This is a genomic window from Psychrobacter sp. 2Y5 (assembly GCF_051847375.1).
Classification (GTDB): Bacteria; Pseudomonadota; Gammaproteobacteria; order Pseudomonadales; family Moraxellaceae; genus Psychrobacter.
In genome coordinates, this window is sequence record NZ_JBPYDA010000006.1 from 153,318 (window position 1) to 170,996 (window position 17,679).

Below are 17,679 nucleotides of genomic sequence, written 5' to 3' on the forward strand. Positions count from 1 at the left end.
CCTATCATATGGCCATTTAAGCCTAGCGTAACGGTCGACAAACCCTCTAAAAACTATCGTTTATAGTCTTCTAAAGCTGACCTGTTGATATAGCGAAAACGATGCAAACTTAATGATGCAGAGGCTTATCATCATTAAGGAATGACTACTGCGAATCATCACTCATAAAATTTACAAATCATAACTGAGTTAACAGGCAAATCATAGCATTTAACACATGTATTTGCCCCACAGCCTTGCTATTATACGAGGTTATAATCATAAAACCTATCATATATTTTAATAAGTTATTGATACTATTGATAATTACGATTTTGGCACTCCCATAATAGCTATTGCATTATAGTGGTGCTGCTATCCGATCAACCCTTTTTATCTTGCGCTTACGCTCGTTTAAATATTAGAGAATATTCGCTCATAGGAAGCCTAATGGCAAATCAGTTTCAGTTATTCAAGCGGCGTCGTTTTAGTGCCATGTTTTTTACCCAGTTTTTGGGCGCTTTCAATGATAATATTTTTAAGCAGGCGCTGATACTAGTACTGACTTATACTGCTGCAAGCCAGCTTGGCGCCGAAGTTAGTATTCTCAATAATTTAGCCGCGATGCTATTTATTTTGCCGTACTTTTTATTTTCTGCGCTCGCCGGACAAATCGCCGATAAGTTTGAAAAATCCAAACTGACGCGTTTGGTCAAGGTGCTTGAGATCGTCATTATGACGGTAGCTGCTATTGGCTTCGTGTTTGAGTGGTATGTGCTGCTGTTTGTCGCGTTATTTTTGATGGGCACTCATTCTACCTTTTTTGGTCCTATTAAATACGCTTATCTACCGCAGGCCATGCGAGAAGATGAGCTGGTTGGCGCTAACGGCTTATTCCAGATGGGTACGTCTTTGGCGATCTTACTGGGGATGATTATCGCAGGGGTATTAACCCAGCTACCGCAGTCGCTGTACTGGATCAGCGCGACCGTACTCTTAGTTTCAGTACTAGGCTATCTAGCTGCTCGCGGTATTCCGAACATGCCTGCCATGCAGCCGAACCTAAATATTAACTGGAATATCTTCACTACTAGCTTATCCACGGTACGCTACTTGTACTCGCTGCCTTATTTATTTTTTATTATCTTAGGCAACAGCTGGTTTTGGTTTTATGGTGCGACTTTTCTGACGCAAACGCCAGAATTTAGCAAAGTTATTTTGCAAGGTGATGAGTCGGTAGTGATATTTTTACTGACCTTGTTTTCTGTAGGCGTCTCTATCGGTTCACTGCTATGCAAGAGACTAACCAAAAATGAGGTAAGTTTGCGTCTATTGCCTTTTGGTATTGCCGGTCTGAGTATTTTTGCTATTGATTTATATCTCTCATTATCCGGACTGAGTATCGAGGTTGCCAGCGAGACTTTATTAGGAATTAGCGACCTATTTGGAATTTCGGGCACTTGGCGGGTGTTTATAGACTTATTCTTCTTAGGCTTTAGTGGCGGTTTATATATCGTACCGCTTTATGCTTCTATGCAGGCCTATGCGCCAAAGAGTCATCGCGCCCGTATAGTCGGTGCTAATAATATTTTTAATGCAATCTTTATGGTCGGCTCTGCTATTTTTGCTATTGTATTATTAAATAGCTTGCAGCTAACGCTACCACAGTTGTTTTTGGTCACTGGAATACTTAATATTGGCTATGGCGCCTTTTTGTACTTAAAGCTAAAAAAGCATCAACAACAAGCGGTAATACAAACCAAAGATGATATTGCATAGCTTCTTGAGTCATTACCAGTGTTTGCTATTCATAATATGAAATTAAAAAAACCATATGCAATTAGAAAAATCGTGTTTTATCAGGAGTTCTTTATGACAGCGCGTCCTCTATCTAAGATTGATCATTTACTATTGAGCGTTGATAAAGCGCTACGAGCCGTTGTTCCACACTCAAACCCAAGCTCTCGGCCCCTGCCCGTTAGCAACGATGAGATTCCTAAGCTCAGTATCACCGAATCTCGCCATGTCGCAGGACTGATGCGTATTAACCATACCGGTGAGGTCTGCGCGCAAGGCCTCTATCATGGTCAAGCATTTGCAGCAAAAGATGAGACTGTCAAACAAGCCATGCACCAATCCGCCATTGAGGAGGTCGATCATCTCGTCTGGTGTGAGACTCGCCTTGATGAGCTTGGTAGCCATCCTAGCGTGTTTACTCCGCTATGGTACGGTATGTCATTTGGTTTAGGGGCGGTTGCAGGGGCTATCTCTAATGAGTTTAGCTTAGGGTTTGTCGCCGAGACCGAAGCGCAGGTCAGTGAGCACCTACAAGATCATATCACTCAGCTGCCAGTGCAAGATCAGCGTACTCGCGAGATACTTGCGCAAATGGATATCGAAGAGCTGCACCATCGTCAGTTAGCACTTGATAATGGCGGTGCGGCGCTAGCACCACCGATACGCCGCAGTATGCGTTTTATGGCGAATTGTATGAAGAGCGCTGCTTATCATATCTAACGATATAAACAAAACTAGATCAGTAAATCTAAATAAGCAAATCTAATGACGGAGTCAGTTACTCGTACTTTATTACCGATGACTCATCGATATATTCAGTTGGATAGCATTCAGTATTATTATTAACAATCCTACCGTTGCGAGCGCGGATACTAATTGCTAGGGTATAAAAAATAAACTGCTTTGATATTGTTGACTTTGATACTTGTGACTTTAATCTTTACAAGATGAGCAAAAATATTCCTTTTTCCTTGAGACTACTAGAAGGCAACCCTTTTTATGAAACACAACGCTACTCAAAAATTTGCGACCTTAACCGCTCTGGCAGCCGCTTGTACTATGCTGCTTACCGTCCCCGCTCTTGCTGCACCTGATAGCGTTGCTGCTAATGTGCCTAGTGCTAAGGACTCAAGTCAGCGCATTATCCGCCGTGCACAGCCTAATGCAGCTATCAATTCCGCGCAGCCGGCCAATGCTCAACCTGACGCTCAAGCTAGCGCTCAACCTAACCCGGCGCAATCGAATGTAGCGACTCCAGCAACCGCTACGGCTAATAACGTACCAAGTGAATCAGGGCTAGCGACGCGCGTATACCAGCGTGGCCCTATTACTAGTACTGGCATCGATATCAGTCAAGGTCAGCTCCGTAATATTCCAGCGCCGCAAGCCAAAATCTCTGATATCAGCTTCATCTCAACAGTACTCATTCCAACCAAGCAAGGTGTGGGCGCCGATAAGCTAGATGTTAGCTTAATTGATCATTTCATCGAAGACGTCTCTCCCAATGCGCGTCACTATCCACCAAACTTCCCAAATCGCTCACAGCGCTACTACACGCGTGAGAAGATTAAAGTATTGGCAGATTGGATCGACCCTTTCGCCAGTGCGCCAGATGCTTCTTATGAGGTGTTAGTCCGCGCCGCCAAGCTCAACGGTATGGGCCGCAATTTAGACTTAGGCTCTGATTATGCAGTACGCGGCGGTAAGTATATAGATCGCGCGATCAAAGCTAAACCTGACAGCGGTGAAGCTAACTTTTTGTACGGGATGATGCTCTCAGAAGGTGGCGGCTTTAAGGAAGGTCAAAAGTATCTTGATAAAGCGGTCAGCTTAGGCTATACCGAAGCGGAACAAAGCTTGGCACAGTCTGATCTGCTTAGTGATCGCCGTAGTGAAGCACTCTCGCGCTTGCGTCGCCTTGAGCAAAAAACACCAGATAATCAAATGATCCGTCAGCAAATTAAGCTCATTGAGGACGGAAAGTACTATATTTGGGATATACCAGCTCCTGATATCGATATCAGTCCAAATAGTATCAATCAGACTAGTTAATCGGCGGTTAAAGATAGTGTTAGTTAATAACAGTGTTAATCGCTTAGGTTGATTTTAGTGATCAAACCAGTCGATTATGGCTTCGCTCTCATTTAAGCGCGTCTGCTTTGTAGTGACTCACCATCGTCTATAAAGCAGGCGCGCTTTTTTTGTTTTAGCGCTATACTGTTTGAGTTTATCTTATCGAATCTGCCTTTATTATTACCTACTGAGACTCGCTATGACAGTTACAAGTAACGCCATAATCGCTATGACAAACGCTCACAAACAAGCGCTTTTAGGTATAGCCATCATCGCCACTACGTTAGTTACTAGCGGTTGTAACACTGTATCAGTCAGCCAGCAAACCAAGTCCAAAGTCATTAGTAGTCAACGCGGCAATATTGTCTCAGATGACAAACTCAGTAGTAATACTGCTTCGACCTTGCTCTCTGCCGGTCTCAATGAAAAAGCCTGTTTGCAGCATTTTGAGCTATGCTTAGGACAGCTATCTGATAGCCTACTCGATGATAACTATCGACCGGAGCTTGCTATCTTCGCTGAGCTACATTATGCCAAAGCGCGGCAATTAGCAAAATCGACAGACTGCCTTGCTGCTTTATCTCGGCCACCGATTGACCCTTATTTTGCTAACGCCCCACTTGATGATGAACAAGCAAAAAATAAACAACAGAGAACGTCCGCTTGTCTTATGGATTACCAGGAACGGCTGTTTGATGCGGTCAAATCTAGCTATGCTTATCTTTTCTATGACAGATTAGAACATGACTTTGAAAGCGCAGCTGAAGCAGAAAAAAAACCACGTCTACAAAACCGCATTCCAAACGATGTCGATATTCAAACTCAAGATATCTATAACGCGGCAAGCAATGACATCATTACTCAGCTGTATCAGTCAGAAGCTCGCTCAAATAGATTGATGGACGATACTAATATTGAGTACCTGCCAACAACAGCGGTCAGCAACTTAGCTCGAACCGCTATCCCTAATCAGGTTGCACTCAATAGCCGCGCCACCGACCAAGTCAAAGTCATGACTATGCAAGTTGGTGATTATGGCCTCAATGTCCATCTACCCAATGAAAATAACTATCTGCAAAACGCTCGTGAGCAGACTTCTGCCTTGGCAGACCTAACCTCTACTTATGAGCTGCGCCTCACGGGACTAAACTCGATAAGCAAACGCCCAGGACTAGGTGTGAGCTTCGTGGCGTCTCTCAATGATCGGTATACGACGACTATTCGCCAGCTGCTCGTCTCCTCTTTATCAGGCAGATTGGCTCAAGAAAATAACGCTGATAGCAGTGTTAATAAAAGCGCAACCGATGAGGATCCTAGTAGCCGCATTTACCCCACCGGCCATCTGCTGATGACCGGTTTGATTAAACCTAAAGGGGAGAGTGTCTTAGATGTACTAAGTAGCCAGCAGCTCGATATTCATTTGTATAACCCTTACCGCAGTGAGAGCACCACTATTTTAGGCGAAGCGTATCCGTTAGCAGCGAATTTTTCGGCAGGTTATGGCATGTGGCTGGCGGAGAATCAGCTAGACGGCGTAGGATATCTAAACTTAATCACTCGTCAACAAGAAGCCAATTTACCTAAGCTATTTATGCTTGAGCCTTATGACCCTGACAAGCGGGTATTGATTATGTTGCATGGTTTGGCTTCGAGCCCTGCCGCTTGGGTCAATTTAACTAACGATATTTTAAATGATGATAAATTACGTGAGAATTATCAGGTTTGGCAGATATTTTATCCTACTAACTTGCCCATATTAGAAAACCGTTATCAAATTCAGCAACTGATTGAAACGACTTATCAGCAAACAGATCCTAGCGGTCAAAATATAGCCAGCCAAAACAGCGTCATTATCAGCCATAGTATGGGCGGTATCATCGCGCGCATGATGTTATCTGATGATAATCTGATAGATGATTTAGATAGACTGGATGAACAAGGCGCGCTCTCCGCTAGTGAAAAACGAAAAATACGTGACGCGCTTAAACAGTCTTTTGGTGAAGAGCAGTTACAGAAACGTTTTAAATTACAGGCTCTGCCACAGGTGGATACTGCCGTGTTTTTATCGACGCCTTTTCGCGGTACCGATTATGCTGATCGCTGGTTCACTCGAGCGTTACGCCGTATTGTCTACTTGCCTGTCGGACTGGTAAAAACAATCACTGATAATTTAGCCACGCTAGCGATTCAAGGAGATATAGCCAACAACCCTTTAGGCGCTTTATACTTACAAAATGGGGCGAGCCAATTGAGCAATAAGTCCTCTTTTATCCAATTGACCAAAGATATCACTATCAACGATCGTATTACCTATCACTCCATCATCGCTAATAATGATGCCGATATCACCAAAGGTCTGGCACAAATGCAGCCAGGTGGTGGCAAGATAGATTTATCACAAGCGCAGGAAGAAAACAGCGACTCTGCAGCTGCCAATAATAATGATAGTGATGTGCGCCGCGAGCCTTTAGTCGCAGCCGTTACCGTCGAGGGAGACATCAGTCAGGCCATCACTGAGCGCTTATCTGACGGCATTGTACCTTATACTAGCGCCCACCTTGAAGGCGCGGCTTCTGAGACTGTTATTAATGGTGGACATAGTATTCAACAAAACCCGCAAACAATTTTGACTTTGCGCCGTATCTTGTATAAGCAGCTACAAGAATAAGCCTATGCCGTTTTGAGTTACCTAAAAACTGATGTAGCGCTTTTGGTTTTAACATTTTGGTCATTAATAATCTCGTTATGACTGTTAGGTATGCTTTGGTAACATGGCATGACTTGCACCCGCTGCACTGCAAGCGCATAATGACTCCAATATCATCTTTCGTTGTATCTAGTGAAAGTGATCGATTGATGAGGGTCTGTTTAATAATTCGGCCTTGGCACTGACAGAGACTATTTCTTAGTCGATTTGAAAATGAAATATAGTTTATAAGGACATAGATTCCACATCAGCCAAATTATTTTTGGCTATTGCCCGTGATAAAGGTTTATATGTTGCGGACAGTTACTTGAGCGTACCAGGGACATTTACGCCAATCAGCTAACCAATATAGGTAACCCTTATGTTTGCCTCTTTTATGATAGACCAGATGGACGCGCTCATGCTTGCGCGCATCCAATTCGCTTTTGTGATCTCCTTCCACATTGTCTTTCCGGCCTTCTCCATTGGGCTTGCCAGCTTTTTGACGGTGCTTGAATTTCGCTGGCTCAAAACAGACAAACCTATCTATGCCGAAGTCTATAAGTACTGGGTAAAAATATTTGCGGTGGTCTTCGGTCTAGGCGTGGTCTCAGGTGTGGTTATGTCCTACCAGTTCGGTACCAACTGGGCTGTCTTCTCCGATAGGGCGGGAAATATTATAGGCCCGCTACTCGCTTATGAGGTACTGACCGCCTTCTTCTTAGAAGCTTCTTTTTTAGGTATTATGCTGTTTGGTTGGGGCCGCGTGAGCAAACGCATGCACTTTGCCTCGACAGCGATTGTCGCTATCGGTACGCTGATCTCAGGCTTTTGGATCTTGGCTTCTAATAGCTTTATGCAGACGCCGCAAGGCTTTATGATGGGCGCGGATGGTCTACTGTATCCCACCAATTGGCTTGAGATTATTTTTAACCCCTCCTTTCCTTATCGCTTCGCGCATATGATGACTGCCGCTTTCTTGGCCACTGCTTTTGCGGTTGGCGGGGTCGGTGCTTATTATCTACAATCCAAAAAACATCAAGACCATCGTCAGCATGGCCGCGTGATGTTAGGTATGGCGATGGTCATGGCTATCTTTGTCGCGCCAGCACAAGCATTAATTGGCGATATGCATGGATTAAATACCTTAGAGCATCAGCCAGCCAAAGTCGCGGCGATGGAAGGATTATGGGAAGATGATAGTGCCGTACCTTTGGTTCTGTTTGCCATTCCTGATCAAGAGGCGCAGAAAAATCACTACGAGGTTAAAATCCCCTATTTATCGAGTATCATCTTAACGCATTCGTTAGATGGAGAGATCAAAGGACTTAATAACTGGGCACCCGAGGATCAGCCTTATGTGCCTATTGTATTTTGGTCCTTCAGGGTAATGGTAGGCATTGGTATGCTTATGATACTTATGGGGGTTTTTAGTCTCTATAAATACTTCAAAAAGCAGCAGTTCGACCCTAAAAGCGTCTGGTTCCACCGCGGTTGGATGATGATGATGCCGCTTGGGTTTGTGGCGATATTGGCCGGGTGGTTTGTCACCGAAACCGGACGCCAGCCTTGGACAGTATATGAGGTCATTCGTACTGCTGAGAGTATGTCACCGGTTGCCGCTCAACAAGTGGCCACTACGCTTATTGGCTTTATTGTGCTGTACACTTTTATCTTTGGTGCTGGCACCTTTTATATCGTAAATCTTATTTTAAAAGGACCGCAGCCGTATGAAGATCCTGCGGAAGATAATTTCTACGAACACTCGGTAACTGAAAGTCAGGGCCGTGCCTTAAGTGGTGATAGTAATCCTGATGAGAGCACTAGAGAAGATACCTCTGAAGGCGTCGATAAGCCTGCGGACGATGTGGATGATGGAGGGCTACGCTAATGTTTAACTATGGTGATGTATTAGATTTACCTTTGATTTGGGGCGGCTTGATTGCTTTTTCCGTCTTTGTCTATGTCCTACTCGATGGCTTTGATCTTGGGTGCGGTATCTTATTCCCGTTTGCCGGCTCTGAGAAAAACCGCAGTCGCATGATGAACTCAATCGCCCCTTTTTGGGATGGTAATGAAACTTGGTTAGTATTGGGCGGTGGCGGTTTATTTGCCGCTTTCCCAGTAGCTTACGGCATTATTATGTCCGGTCTTTATTTGCCCGTTATTTTTATGCTGTTCGGTCTGATCATGCGCGGGGTTGCCTTTGAGTTTCGCTTTAAGGCAACCAAGCATCAGTATTTATGGAATTTTTTCTTTTCCTTTGGCTCTTACGTCGCAGCTTTTTTTCAAGGGGTTATGCTGGGGGCCTTAGTACATGGTTTAGAAGCCAGCAATCGTCTGTATACCGGTGGTCCTTTTGATTGGTTCTCAACCTTCTCTATTATGTGCGGTATCGCCTTAATCATTGGTTATGCTTTGCTTGGTTCTACTTGGCTGATTATTAAAACAGAGCATACGCTACAAGTATGGGCACGAAAAGTTTCTAACTGGGTACTCTCTGCATTGATATTAATGATGGTTGCTGTCACTGTTTCGATGTACTTTTCTGATATTGACGCCCTTGAAGGTTGGTTTAGTTTCCCAGGATTATTATATCTTGCACCTATGCCTATTATCGTGCTGTTATTGTTCTTCTTAATGCGTAAAGATCTCAAAACTGAGCGTGAATATCGTCCCTTTTTATTGACTGTTGCTTTATTTTTAATGGGTTATATTGGTGTTTGTTTTGCGATATTTCCATATATCGTACCGTATCAGATGACGATTTATGAGGCCGCCGCCGCTGATACTACGCTATCATTCTTGTTAATTGGTGCTGGGGTCATGATTCCAATCATCTTAAGTTATACCGCTTTTGGTTACTACACCTTCAAAGGTAAAACGAGTCATGAACACATGTATTAAGTAGGACGGTAAGGAGGTCATGATGAAGAAGCTCAGTAAAAAACAATCGCAATGGGCATGGTTTGTCGGTCTATATCTAGCCGGGTTTCTAGTTGTCTTTACTATCGCTCAGCTAATTAGACTAGCGATGGGCGTATAAAAAAATGATTAACAACTGGTCATAAAAAGGTGGCGCTGACCCAGTCAGCGCCACCTTTTTATTTATATTAGGCCGTGTCTAAAATTACCTCTTAAGCGCCTTTATGATTACTAGCACCTTTCTCATTAATAAAGGTATTTACTTGGGCTAAGCGCTCAGGCGTGCCTACATCTATCCAGTTATCAGTAATAACTTCAGCGGTAATCTGAAACTTAAGCATCGCTTGCTTAAGCAATGGCGCTAACGCTGCTGGCTGACCACTGACTAAACCATCTAGGAGTCTTGGTGACATTACACTGATACCTGCGAAGGTATACTTGTCTGCTTCAGCAATCGACTCCTCGCTCGCTAAGCCGTTATTGAGCGCAAAATCACCACTATTATTATGCTCCGGATTATCAATTAACAGCAAGTGCGCGCGCTGATCGGCGCTGAGCTTATAGTCTTGTAATTGCACAAAATTATAAGTCGTCCACACATCAGAATTCACTAAAATAAACGGCTCATCTCGCAGCTTGTTGGTTTGCAGAGCCTGAAAAATCCCGCCAGCAGTTTCTAAAGGCTCCTCATCTTCTACTGACCAATGCAGGTTAACGCCATATTGCGAGCCATCGCCTAGCGCCGCCATGAGCTTATCAGCGAGCCATGAGGCATTGATAGTGATGTCAGTGATACCGGCTGCTTGCAGCGCTTTTATGTGCCAAACAATGAGGGGCTGACTACCCACTTCAACTAAAGGTTTAGGCGTCTCAAGGGTTAACGGGCGTAAGCGTGTGCCTTTGCCTGCAGCTAGTATCATCGCTTGGGTTATGCTCGCCATATTTACTCCTGGATCAAAAGATAACTTTTGAGATGACTAAAAGTGTTGTTCTGATTAAATGTTATGACTAAATATACTGCTGCACAAACTTAGTTTGATAAGCAGGCAGTACTGTCTCTACCACCCACTGATTAAAAGGGATGATTGCCTGCTTTATCTCCTCACTACCTTGCTTGGCAAGCCAGTCAAGCTCAAAGAGTAAATCACTCATTACTTTTGGAATATCGGCTAAATAACGGTTTTTGCCATCGCGTTCAAACAAACGAATAAAGATGCCAAGCACCTTCAAATGACGCTGAACCCCCATCACATTGACATCGTTTTCAAACTGCTCAGCACTAGTAGTAGTGAGTTCAGCTTGCTGCTGCAATTGCCAAAAGTCCTTAATCCAGCTAGAGATTTGTGCCTCAGGCCAATCGACATAAGCATCACGGACTAATGACACCAAATCATAACTATAAGCGCCGATAACTGCGTCTTGAAAGTCGATCACTCCTAAGCGCTTGGGGTTGGCTTGGTCTTGCATCAAATTACGACTGTGATAATCGCGATGGACGATGACTTGTGGCTGGCGCAAAATTTCAGTGATTAACACTTTTTTGACAGCCTCCCAAAGACTAGTGTCTAAACTTACCTCAATGTGCGGGATAAACCAGTCACTAAATAAGTCCATCTCGCGGTTAAGAAGTTCGTCATCATAATCTGGCAACTGGTGCTGGGTTTTGGCAGTCTCTACCGGTACTTGCTGCAGCGCAGTCAAAGTCTGCATAGCGGCTTGATAATAAGTATCGACTTGCGCTGGGGTTGCACCAACCAGTAAGTGTGCAAACTCCACCGTACCAAAGTCTTGCAGAACTAGAAACCCTTGCTCAGTATCTTGGGCGATAAGGGTCGGCACATTAATCGCTGGCGCCATTAAAGCTGTGACGTTTATAAACTGCTGCATCGCTTGCTGCTCATCAGCAGAGTCCATCACCATATAATGCTCAGAATTATTATTATCTGATTGGTTTAACCATTGTAGACGATGGTACTGGCGGCTACTGGCATCACCTGGTAGGCTGTCGAGTTTAAACTCTTGACCGGCAAATACTTGCTGCAACCAATGAATTAGCTGCTGCTGACGCTCATCAGCGGCTTCGGTATTACTCACTATTTGAGTTGGTGTTTGGGTGCTGATTGTAGAATCAGTGTTCATAAGCATTTTGTCTGTCATAGCGCTAGTAGTCATAAAGAAAATCGCCGGTTAAATAGAGTGATAAGTCGGGCAAATACTTGCTAAAATAACGAACCATCTGAGAGTGCTCAGTATTTTTATCAGTCTTATTGACTCGCTACTTACTATTAGCCAGCTTACCAATAAAGAAATACCTTGCTGTATTATAAAATTTGCTGATTAGTGTAGCTGATTTGGTTTTTTTTGACTATCATAAGTCAAAATAATTGTCGCTCTGCTCATTATTGAATGATTTAATAAAGGTTAAACTAGTCTTTACAGCGGTATAAAGCTACTGTAGCAAACGACCAAACAGATCCTATTGTTAAATAATTGAGATTAAATCAATAACAGTAAGTGATACTTATAAAATGTATATCGAGTGGTTAGCTTCTGGTTTGATACTCGCTTTTAAAATCCATTGACTATCTGTCTCCATCGTAACCCAAATGGCTAATAGGCTCTACAATCATAGGTGTGCCCTTGTTATATTCTCCGCTCTACCAAAGCATTCGCATGATTCTATTCGGTGCGTTAAGTATATCTAGCTTAACGGTCAGTGCCGCTATCACCGATGACGATCAGCAGATGCGCAAGCCTTTGGCGGCTGAAGGAACTGAGCGCGCATTGGCAGATATCGATACTACTAGCGACAATGATTTAGCTCCTATGGCGTCCATGAATGAGAGTGCTACTATAAGCTCAGGCGCCGCTATAGATAATGCTTCTGCGCTAGAAAATAACGACGACTCTCAAATAGCGACTAGCACAACTATAGAGCCAGTCGCGATCACTGACTCCATTATAGACTCTGATACGGGCATTACTGATACTGACCCTAAAAATCTAAATCTTAATGACGAAACTATCCAAGATAGCTTAATGCGCTTGGCGGAATTTTATGAATTAAGACCCGATAGCGATGTTACTAATAAAACTACGGTACCACCAAATAATGCTACGAGCCTAGTCAATAACGACCTACCTAACGCTGAGCTAGATCGTTCTTTAGCAGCAAAGCAAACCTTGCCAAAGCTAGGAACCGATCTGAATGTTGTTCCTATTACTGTCGATAATGCGCCTCGCTGTGAAGGTCAATGGGTCTATCCTGATAGCAATCCAAATTACCAAAGGGCGATAAACGAAGCCAATAGCGACGCAGATGCACCTCTAAATAATCGAGACTCTATCTATGCTGAATCTGACTATGGTTATTATGACAATGTCGACTATGCTGAGCTGTCAGGGAACGTAATTATCGATCAAGGTGAGCAGCATATCGAGGCTCAAAAAGTAGTTTTGAATCTCAGCAGTGGCGTAGCAGCAGCACAAGGGCAAGTGATGTTCACCGACCAAGCGATCGGCAATACGCCAAACCGCGATACAAGACTCAGTACCGGGAACGAACGCGCGACTGCTACTGTTAATGACAGAGTCACACAAGGCGGTTTGATTGGCGTCGCTGATAGCCTAGCTTATAATACAAAGAATCAGCAGTCGACGGCCCGCGATGTCGCTTTTGCCAGCGTCCCTCTGCAAGCGCATGGTTATGCCAAACAGCTCAACCGCCCTAATGAGAGCCAGTACGAGCTTGATGGCGTGATGTTCACTACTTGTCCGCCTACTGACCGTAAGTGGCAGCTTGAAGCTAAAAATATCGACTTAGATACCGATACTGGCCGCGGCGAAGCTTATAACACGACCTTCAAAATCGCCGATGTGCCAGTGCTTTATTTGCCTTATTTCAACTTCCCTATTGACTCACGTCGTAGCAGTGGCTTTTTATTACCCAATGCCAGCATCGGTAGTGAAAACGGTCTAGAAATTGATGTTCCCTATTATTTCAATCTAGCACCTAATTATGATGCCACACTTAATACCCATCTTTATACCAATCGTAACCCGATGCTTTCAGGAGAATTTCGTTATCTAACCGAAGATTATGGCGAAGGTATACTTAATGGCTCTTATTTACCTAATGATAGAGAATATGATGATGAAGATCGTAGCAGTCTGTTTTATGATCACTACTGGTCCTCTAACAGTATTCCACGCTTAAGCGGTGATGCTAAATACAGTTATGTCTCTGACGCGGATTATATTAATGATTTTGATACCTTAGGCTTATCTAACAATACGCTCAACCTGCCGCGGCGAGCTCGGCTGAATTATTATAATGACTATGTCAATGGTGAACTCAAAGTTGAAACCTATCAAACCTTAGACGCTATCACCAATACTGGCGAGTTGCTACAAGATAAAGATAAGCCTTACTCGCGCTTACCGCAGCTGTCGCTCAACTATCGCTTACCTTGGTCAGATAATATAAACTTCACAGGGGTTCATGACTCAGCCTACTTTAAGAAGTCAATTGACGATGGCTCTGAGGCCGAAAAAAGCGGCGTTAGAGTCTATAACAAGCTAAGCGCCGCTTATCCTATCGAGGCCGCGTGGGGGTATATCAACCCTAAGCTGAGCTTGCAGCATTTGTATACTTCATACGATCAAGACAGTTTAGACGCTAATAATCTTGATGAAGAAGATGGTAATCAGTCCGTATTTGTCCCGCAAGCGAGCATTGATGCGGGTCTGAACTTTTATCAAGCAGGCTCACCTTTTGGCGCTTTCGATGACACCATGGGCGGCTATCAGCTGCTGAGTCCGCGTCTGAAATATACCTACTCCCCTTTTGAAGATCAAAACGATATTCCTAACTTCAACACGCGTATCGCCTCTATCAACTACGAGCAGCTCTTCTCAGACAGTTGGTTCTTAGGGTATGATCGCCTGCAAGACTTGCATGCCATCACCCCTGGCATCAATTATCGTTACATCGACGCAACGGGTGTGACACGTTTTGATGGTAGCATTGCAGAGCAGTTTTATTATGGTGATGGACGGGTGACTTTAGAGGATCAGACGCCAGTATTTAATACGGATTCGTCAGGAATGGTCTGGAATGCCAGCACCCAACCCTATAACAACGTTTGGGTAGATGTCAGTGGGGCACTAAACAGTAGCTATGATCTCAATTACATTACCACTGAGCTGCGCTATCAGCCTGCTAATAATAGCTTATTCAACGTCGGCTTTGTCAAACGTCAAGAAGATGAAAATACCAATCAGCTCCCTATTTCAGCCCTCACGGCGTCAGCTATTTTTCCGATAAACAGTAACTGGCGAGTTCTAGCACAAGGCCAGTATGATTATCGGCGCAACCAAACCCTCGACGCTTTAGTCGGAATAGATTACGAAGATTGCTGTTTTGGCTTTGCCGTTTATGGTCGTCGTTACTATAATGATTTGAATATCAACGATAAGCCTAATCAAGCGATCATGGCTGAAATTAGGCTTAATGGTTTAGGCAGTGGCAGTGGCCGCTTGACTCGCTTATTATCAGATAAAGTATTAGGGTTTGAGCCGACACAAACCGCCTGGAAGGACTAACAAACGAACTACCCTATCGCTATATTAAGTTGGATTTTGCCTACAAGTGCATGCCGCTGATCAACCCATAACCGATATGATGACATCAATAAGGATTATCATGAGACTTTTTTCTTTACGCCAGACTAACCGAGCCATACTAACGAGTATGGGCGTCAGTCTAGGTCTTATACTTGCATTTAATGCTCAAGCGGCTACTGCTGAATCTACTAATAATCAGGCAGCCGGTGTTGAGAATCAAAACACTAGCCGTCTAACGCCTGCAACCAGTACCGATGGCATTATTGCCCTAGTCAATGATAATGCCATTCTAAAAAGCGAACTGATTAATGCTGTCGTTCAGACCCAAGCAAGAGCGCAAGCCGCAGGCCAACCTATCGCCAACTCACCACAACTGCAGTCTGAAGTCCTGAATGGCTTGATTCAACGCGAGTTACAGCTGTCTCTTGCCAATAGACTTGGCTTACAACCTGATGATGCAGCCATCAATCAGCGTTTAGCGCAGATTGCTCAAGGAGAAGGCGTTAATAGCTTAGCCGGTCTACAACAAAAACTAGATGCTAGCCAGCCGGGTAGCTATGCTGCCTTGCGCGCGAAGTTGTTTGAAGATGCGACTATTCAAGCCTTACAGCAACGCCAAGTCAGTAGCCGAGTTCGTATCAGCGAGCAAGATGTTGATGCCTTCTTGTCTTCCCCTGAAGCTAAGCGTCTCAACCAAAACGAATACCAGACCATTCATGTACGTGTGCCTTACATCGATGACTACAGCCGTCTCTCAGCCGCTCAGCGTGAGCAAGCGCTCGCAGTAGCAAAGACTCTACGCACTCGTTTATTAGAACCGAATGTCGACGTTGCGGCAGCGATAGCTGCAGTGCAAGGCGGCTACCCTATTCCACTACAAGGTGGCGATATGGGCTTTCATAGAGCTGCTGCACTACCGACTGAGCTATCAAGTCAGATTACCAAGCTTGCAGTTGGGGAAGTCAGCGCGCCTTTAGTCACTCCAGAAGGAATCGATATCGTCAAACTAGCCAACAAAACCGTTAGTGACAAAATGATTGTGCCACAATGGGATGTTCGACATATCTTGGTCAAAATTGATGAATTACAGACCGATAGCCTAGCGCAGCAAAAAATCAATGACCTCTATGAGCAGCTGCGTCAAGGCGCAGATTTTGCCAGCTTAGCTTCTACTTATTCTGATGATCCGGGATCTGCTGGACGTGGCGGCGATTTGAACTGGGTCGGCGAAGGTGAGATGGTTGGAGAGTTCGAAGCAGTCATGAAAAACACTACCGTCGGCGACTATTCCGCGCCCTTCAAGAGCCAGTTTGGCTGGCACATACTCAAAGTCGATGATAAGCGTCAACAAGACATCAGTGATGAATATCGCCGTGATATGGCCCGCCAAGCCCTATTTCAACGCTTAGCACCACAAGCGACAGAAGACTGGTTACAAGAGCTACGAGCGGGTGCCTACATTCAAGTGATTGAGTAGTTATGCTCTAGCGCGTGCTCTGCTTACTGCTAATAAAAAGGGGATATGCTAAGTCATATCCCCTTTTTATTAGACAAACAAAATGTTATCGAGCTACTATAGCTTTACACTGATGATTACTAGCGCCTGATCATTAGCAGTTATCGATAATCTTGTCACTGGCATTACTTTATTTCTATTTTATTTCTGTTTTACTTCAGCTTATTATGACTAACGATTAAACAATTATTTTGTTATGGTACTCAAAATTTGCGATTCTAATAATAAGCTCATTTTGCAAGCTTCAATTATCAACAATCATCTAGATATAAACAGTTTTAAATAGCAATAAAAACAAACACTTAGCTACAAAAAACTGTCTTTTGATACTCAAGCATTCTTTGTTGTCTTACTTGCTACTGATAAAATAGTTGCTAATAATTATAGATAATTACGCAAGTTTTACTCAATTATCAGCAGTGATAATACAAGCTAAAGCTGTCGTTATTTATAATAAAGTAATGATTGATATTGACAGGAGAGACGATGATACATACCGGTGATAAACTAATCTGCATAAGCGGAAATTATTTCTATAAAAAAGACGAGCTATATACCGTTGGCGAATTTGTGAATGACAAATACTTTGTACTATCTACCGGCCATAACGATGAGCACTGGTATGCCACCATCGATGAGAAAGGCATATATGTCAGTTTTGATTGTCTTACCGAAGAATGCGATGATGCTTGGTTTGCGGTTACTGAAGATAAAAATGATGACTGGTTAAATGTTTATAGTACCTTAGATCATGCCTAGAACCTACTAAGCGCTATGCTGTATTGACCTTAAATGGCTTTAATTAACTTTAAATAGTTTTGAGGATAATTCTGTTAACAAGTGGTATTTATGAAAACTGCAAAGTATTTGATGGTTGCTAGTAGTATCCTTTGTTAGTAGCAATTTTTATTAATAGAAACTCTTATTAGTAAAAACCATGGACAAGAAAAAACCCGAACCTTGGGCAATAGGTTCGGGTTATTGATATTTCATTTTATTATTATTATATCCCTGATGACTTATATTAAGTCCTCTCTAAGCCACTTCACACCGACTCATAACACTTGAGCTGACTCAA

At 43.6% G+C, this 17,679-nt stretch carries 12 protein-coding genes; 10 read left to right on the top strand and 2 right to left on the bottom strand.

Features of this window, described 5'->3' with window-relative positions; all coding sequences use genetic code 11:
- The first annotated feature begins 429 nt into the window (after positions 1 to 429).
- The 7 genes from ACS8E3_RS08160 (at position 430) to ACS8E3_RS08190 (ending at position 9,581) form a co-directional block, all read left to right on the top strand.
- Complete coding sequence (locus ACS8E3_RS08160; protein WP_439243070.1) at positions 430 to 1,758, top strand: MFS transporter; 1,329 nt, start codon at positions 430 to 432, stop codon at positions 1,756 to 1,758.
- Between the two features lie 93 nt (positions 1,759 to 1,851).
- Positions 1,852 to 2,496 (top strand): 2-polyprenyl-3-methyl-6-methoxy-1,4-benzoquinone monooxygenase, encoded by a 645-nt coding sequence (gene coq7 / locus ACS8E3_RS08165; protein ID WP_439243072.1) that lies wholly within the window; start codon positions 1,852 to 1,854, stop codon positions 2,494 to 2,496.
- A gap of 279 nt (positions 2,497 to 2,775) precedes the next feature.
- Positions 2,776 to 3,828 (top strand): tetratricopeptide repeat protein, encoded by a 1,053-nt coding sequence (locus ACS8E3_RS08170; protein WP_439243074.1) that lies wholly within the window; start codon positions 2,776 to 2,778, stop codon positions 3,826 to 3,828.
- 250 nt (positions 3,829 to 4,078) lie between these two features.
- Complete coding sequence (locus ACS8E3_RS08175) at positions 4,079 to 6,517, top strand: esterase/lipase family protein (protein WP_439243076.1); 2,439 nt, start codon at positions 4,079 to 4,081, stop codon at positions 6,515 to 6,517.
- A gap of 400 nt (positions 6,518 to 6,917) precedes the next feature.
- The gene (locus ACS8E3_RS08180) at positions 6,918 to 8,426 is read left to right on the top strand and encodes a cytochrome ubiquinol oxidase subunit I (RefSeq protein WP_439243078.1); all 1,509 of its coding nucleotides are present in this window, start codon (positions 6,918 to 6,920) and stop codon (positions 8,424 to 8,426) included.
- A complete protein-coding gene (gene cydB, locus ACS8E3_RS08185) occupies positions 8,426 to 9,442 on the top strand; it encodes a cytochrome d ubiquinol oxidase subunit II (RefSeq protein ID WP_439243080.1) in 1,017 nt (338 codons plus the stop codon). The genes ACS8E3_RS08180 and cydB overlap by 1 nt, the downstream gene beginning before the upstream one ends.
- 22 nt (positions 9,443 to 9,464) lie before the next feature.
- Entirely contained in the window at positions 9,465 to 9,581 is a 117-nt protein-coding gene (locus ACS8E3_RS08190; protein ID WP_439243081.1) for a DUF2474 domain-containing protein, read from the top strand.
- Between the two features lie 91 nt (positions 9,582 to 9,672).
- On the opposite strand, the gene murU is transcribed toward ACS8E3_RS08190, so the two are convergent.
- Positions 9,673 to 10,401, bottom strand: coding sequence for an N-acetylmuramate alpha-1-phosphate uridylyltransferase MurU (murU, locus tag ACS8E3_RS08195; protein WP_439243083.1), 729 nt, complete (start codon positions 10,399 to 10,401; stop codon positions 9,673 to 9,675).
- 67 nt (positions 10,402 to 10,468) lie between these two features.
- Positions 10,469 to 11,632: an aminoglycoside phosphotransferase family protein gene (locus ACS8E3_RS08200; RefSeq protein ID WP_439243085.1), complete on the bottom strand. Its 1,164-nt coding sequence runs from the start codon at positions 11,630 to 11,632 to the stop codon at positions 10,469 to 10,471.
- A 468-nt stretch (positions 11,633 to 12,100) separates the two neighbouring features.
- Here ACS8E3_RS08200 and ACS8E3_RS08205 point away from each other — a divergent pair, with 468 nt between their 5' ends.
- The 3 genes from ACS8E3_RS08205 (at position 12,101) to ACS8E3_RS08215 (ending at position 17,360) form a co-directional block, all read left to right on the top strand.
- A complete protein-coding gene (locus ACS8E3_RS08205; RefSeq protein ID WP_439243087.1) occupies positions 12,101 to 15,064 on the top strand; it encodes an LPS-assembly protein LptD in 2,964 nt (987 codons plus the stop codon).
- Positions 15,065 to 15,164: 100 nt separating this feature from the next.
- Positions 15,165 to 16,562 carry a peptidylprolyl isomerase gene (locus tag ACS8E3_RS08210; RefSeq protein WP_439243089.1) on the top strand — a complete coding sequence of 466 codons (1,398 nt, stop codon included), beginning with the start codon at positions 15,165 to 15,167 and terminating at the stop codon, positions 16,560 to 16,562.
- A 525-nt stretch (positions 16,563 to 17,087) separates the two neighbouring features.
- Positions 17,088 to 17,360 carry a hypothetical protein gene (locus tag ACS8E3_RS08215; protein WP_439243091.1) on the top strand — a complete coding sequence of 91 codons (273 nt, stop codon included), beginning with the start codon at positions 17,088 to 17,090 and terminating at the stop codon, positions 17,358 to 17,360.
- Positions 17,361 to 17,679 lie beyond the last annotated feature (319 nt).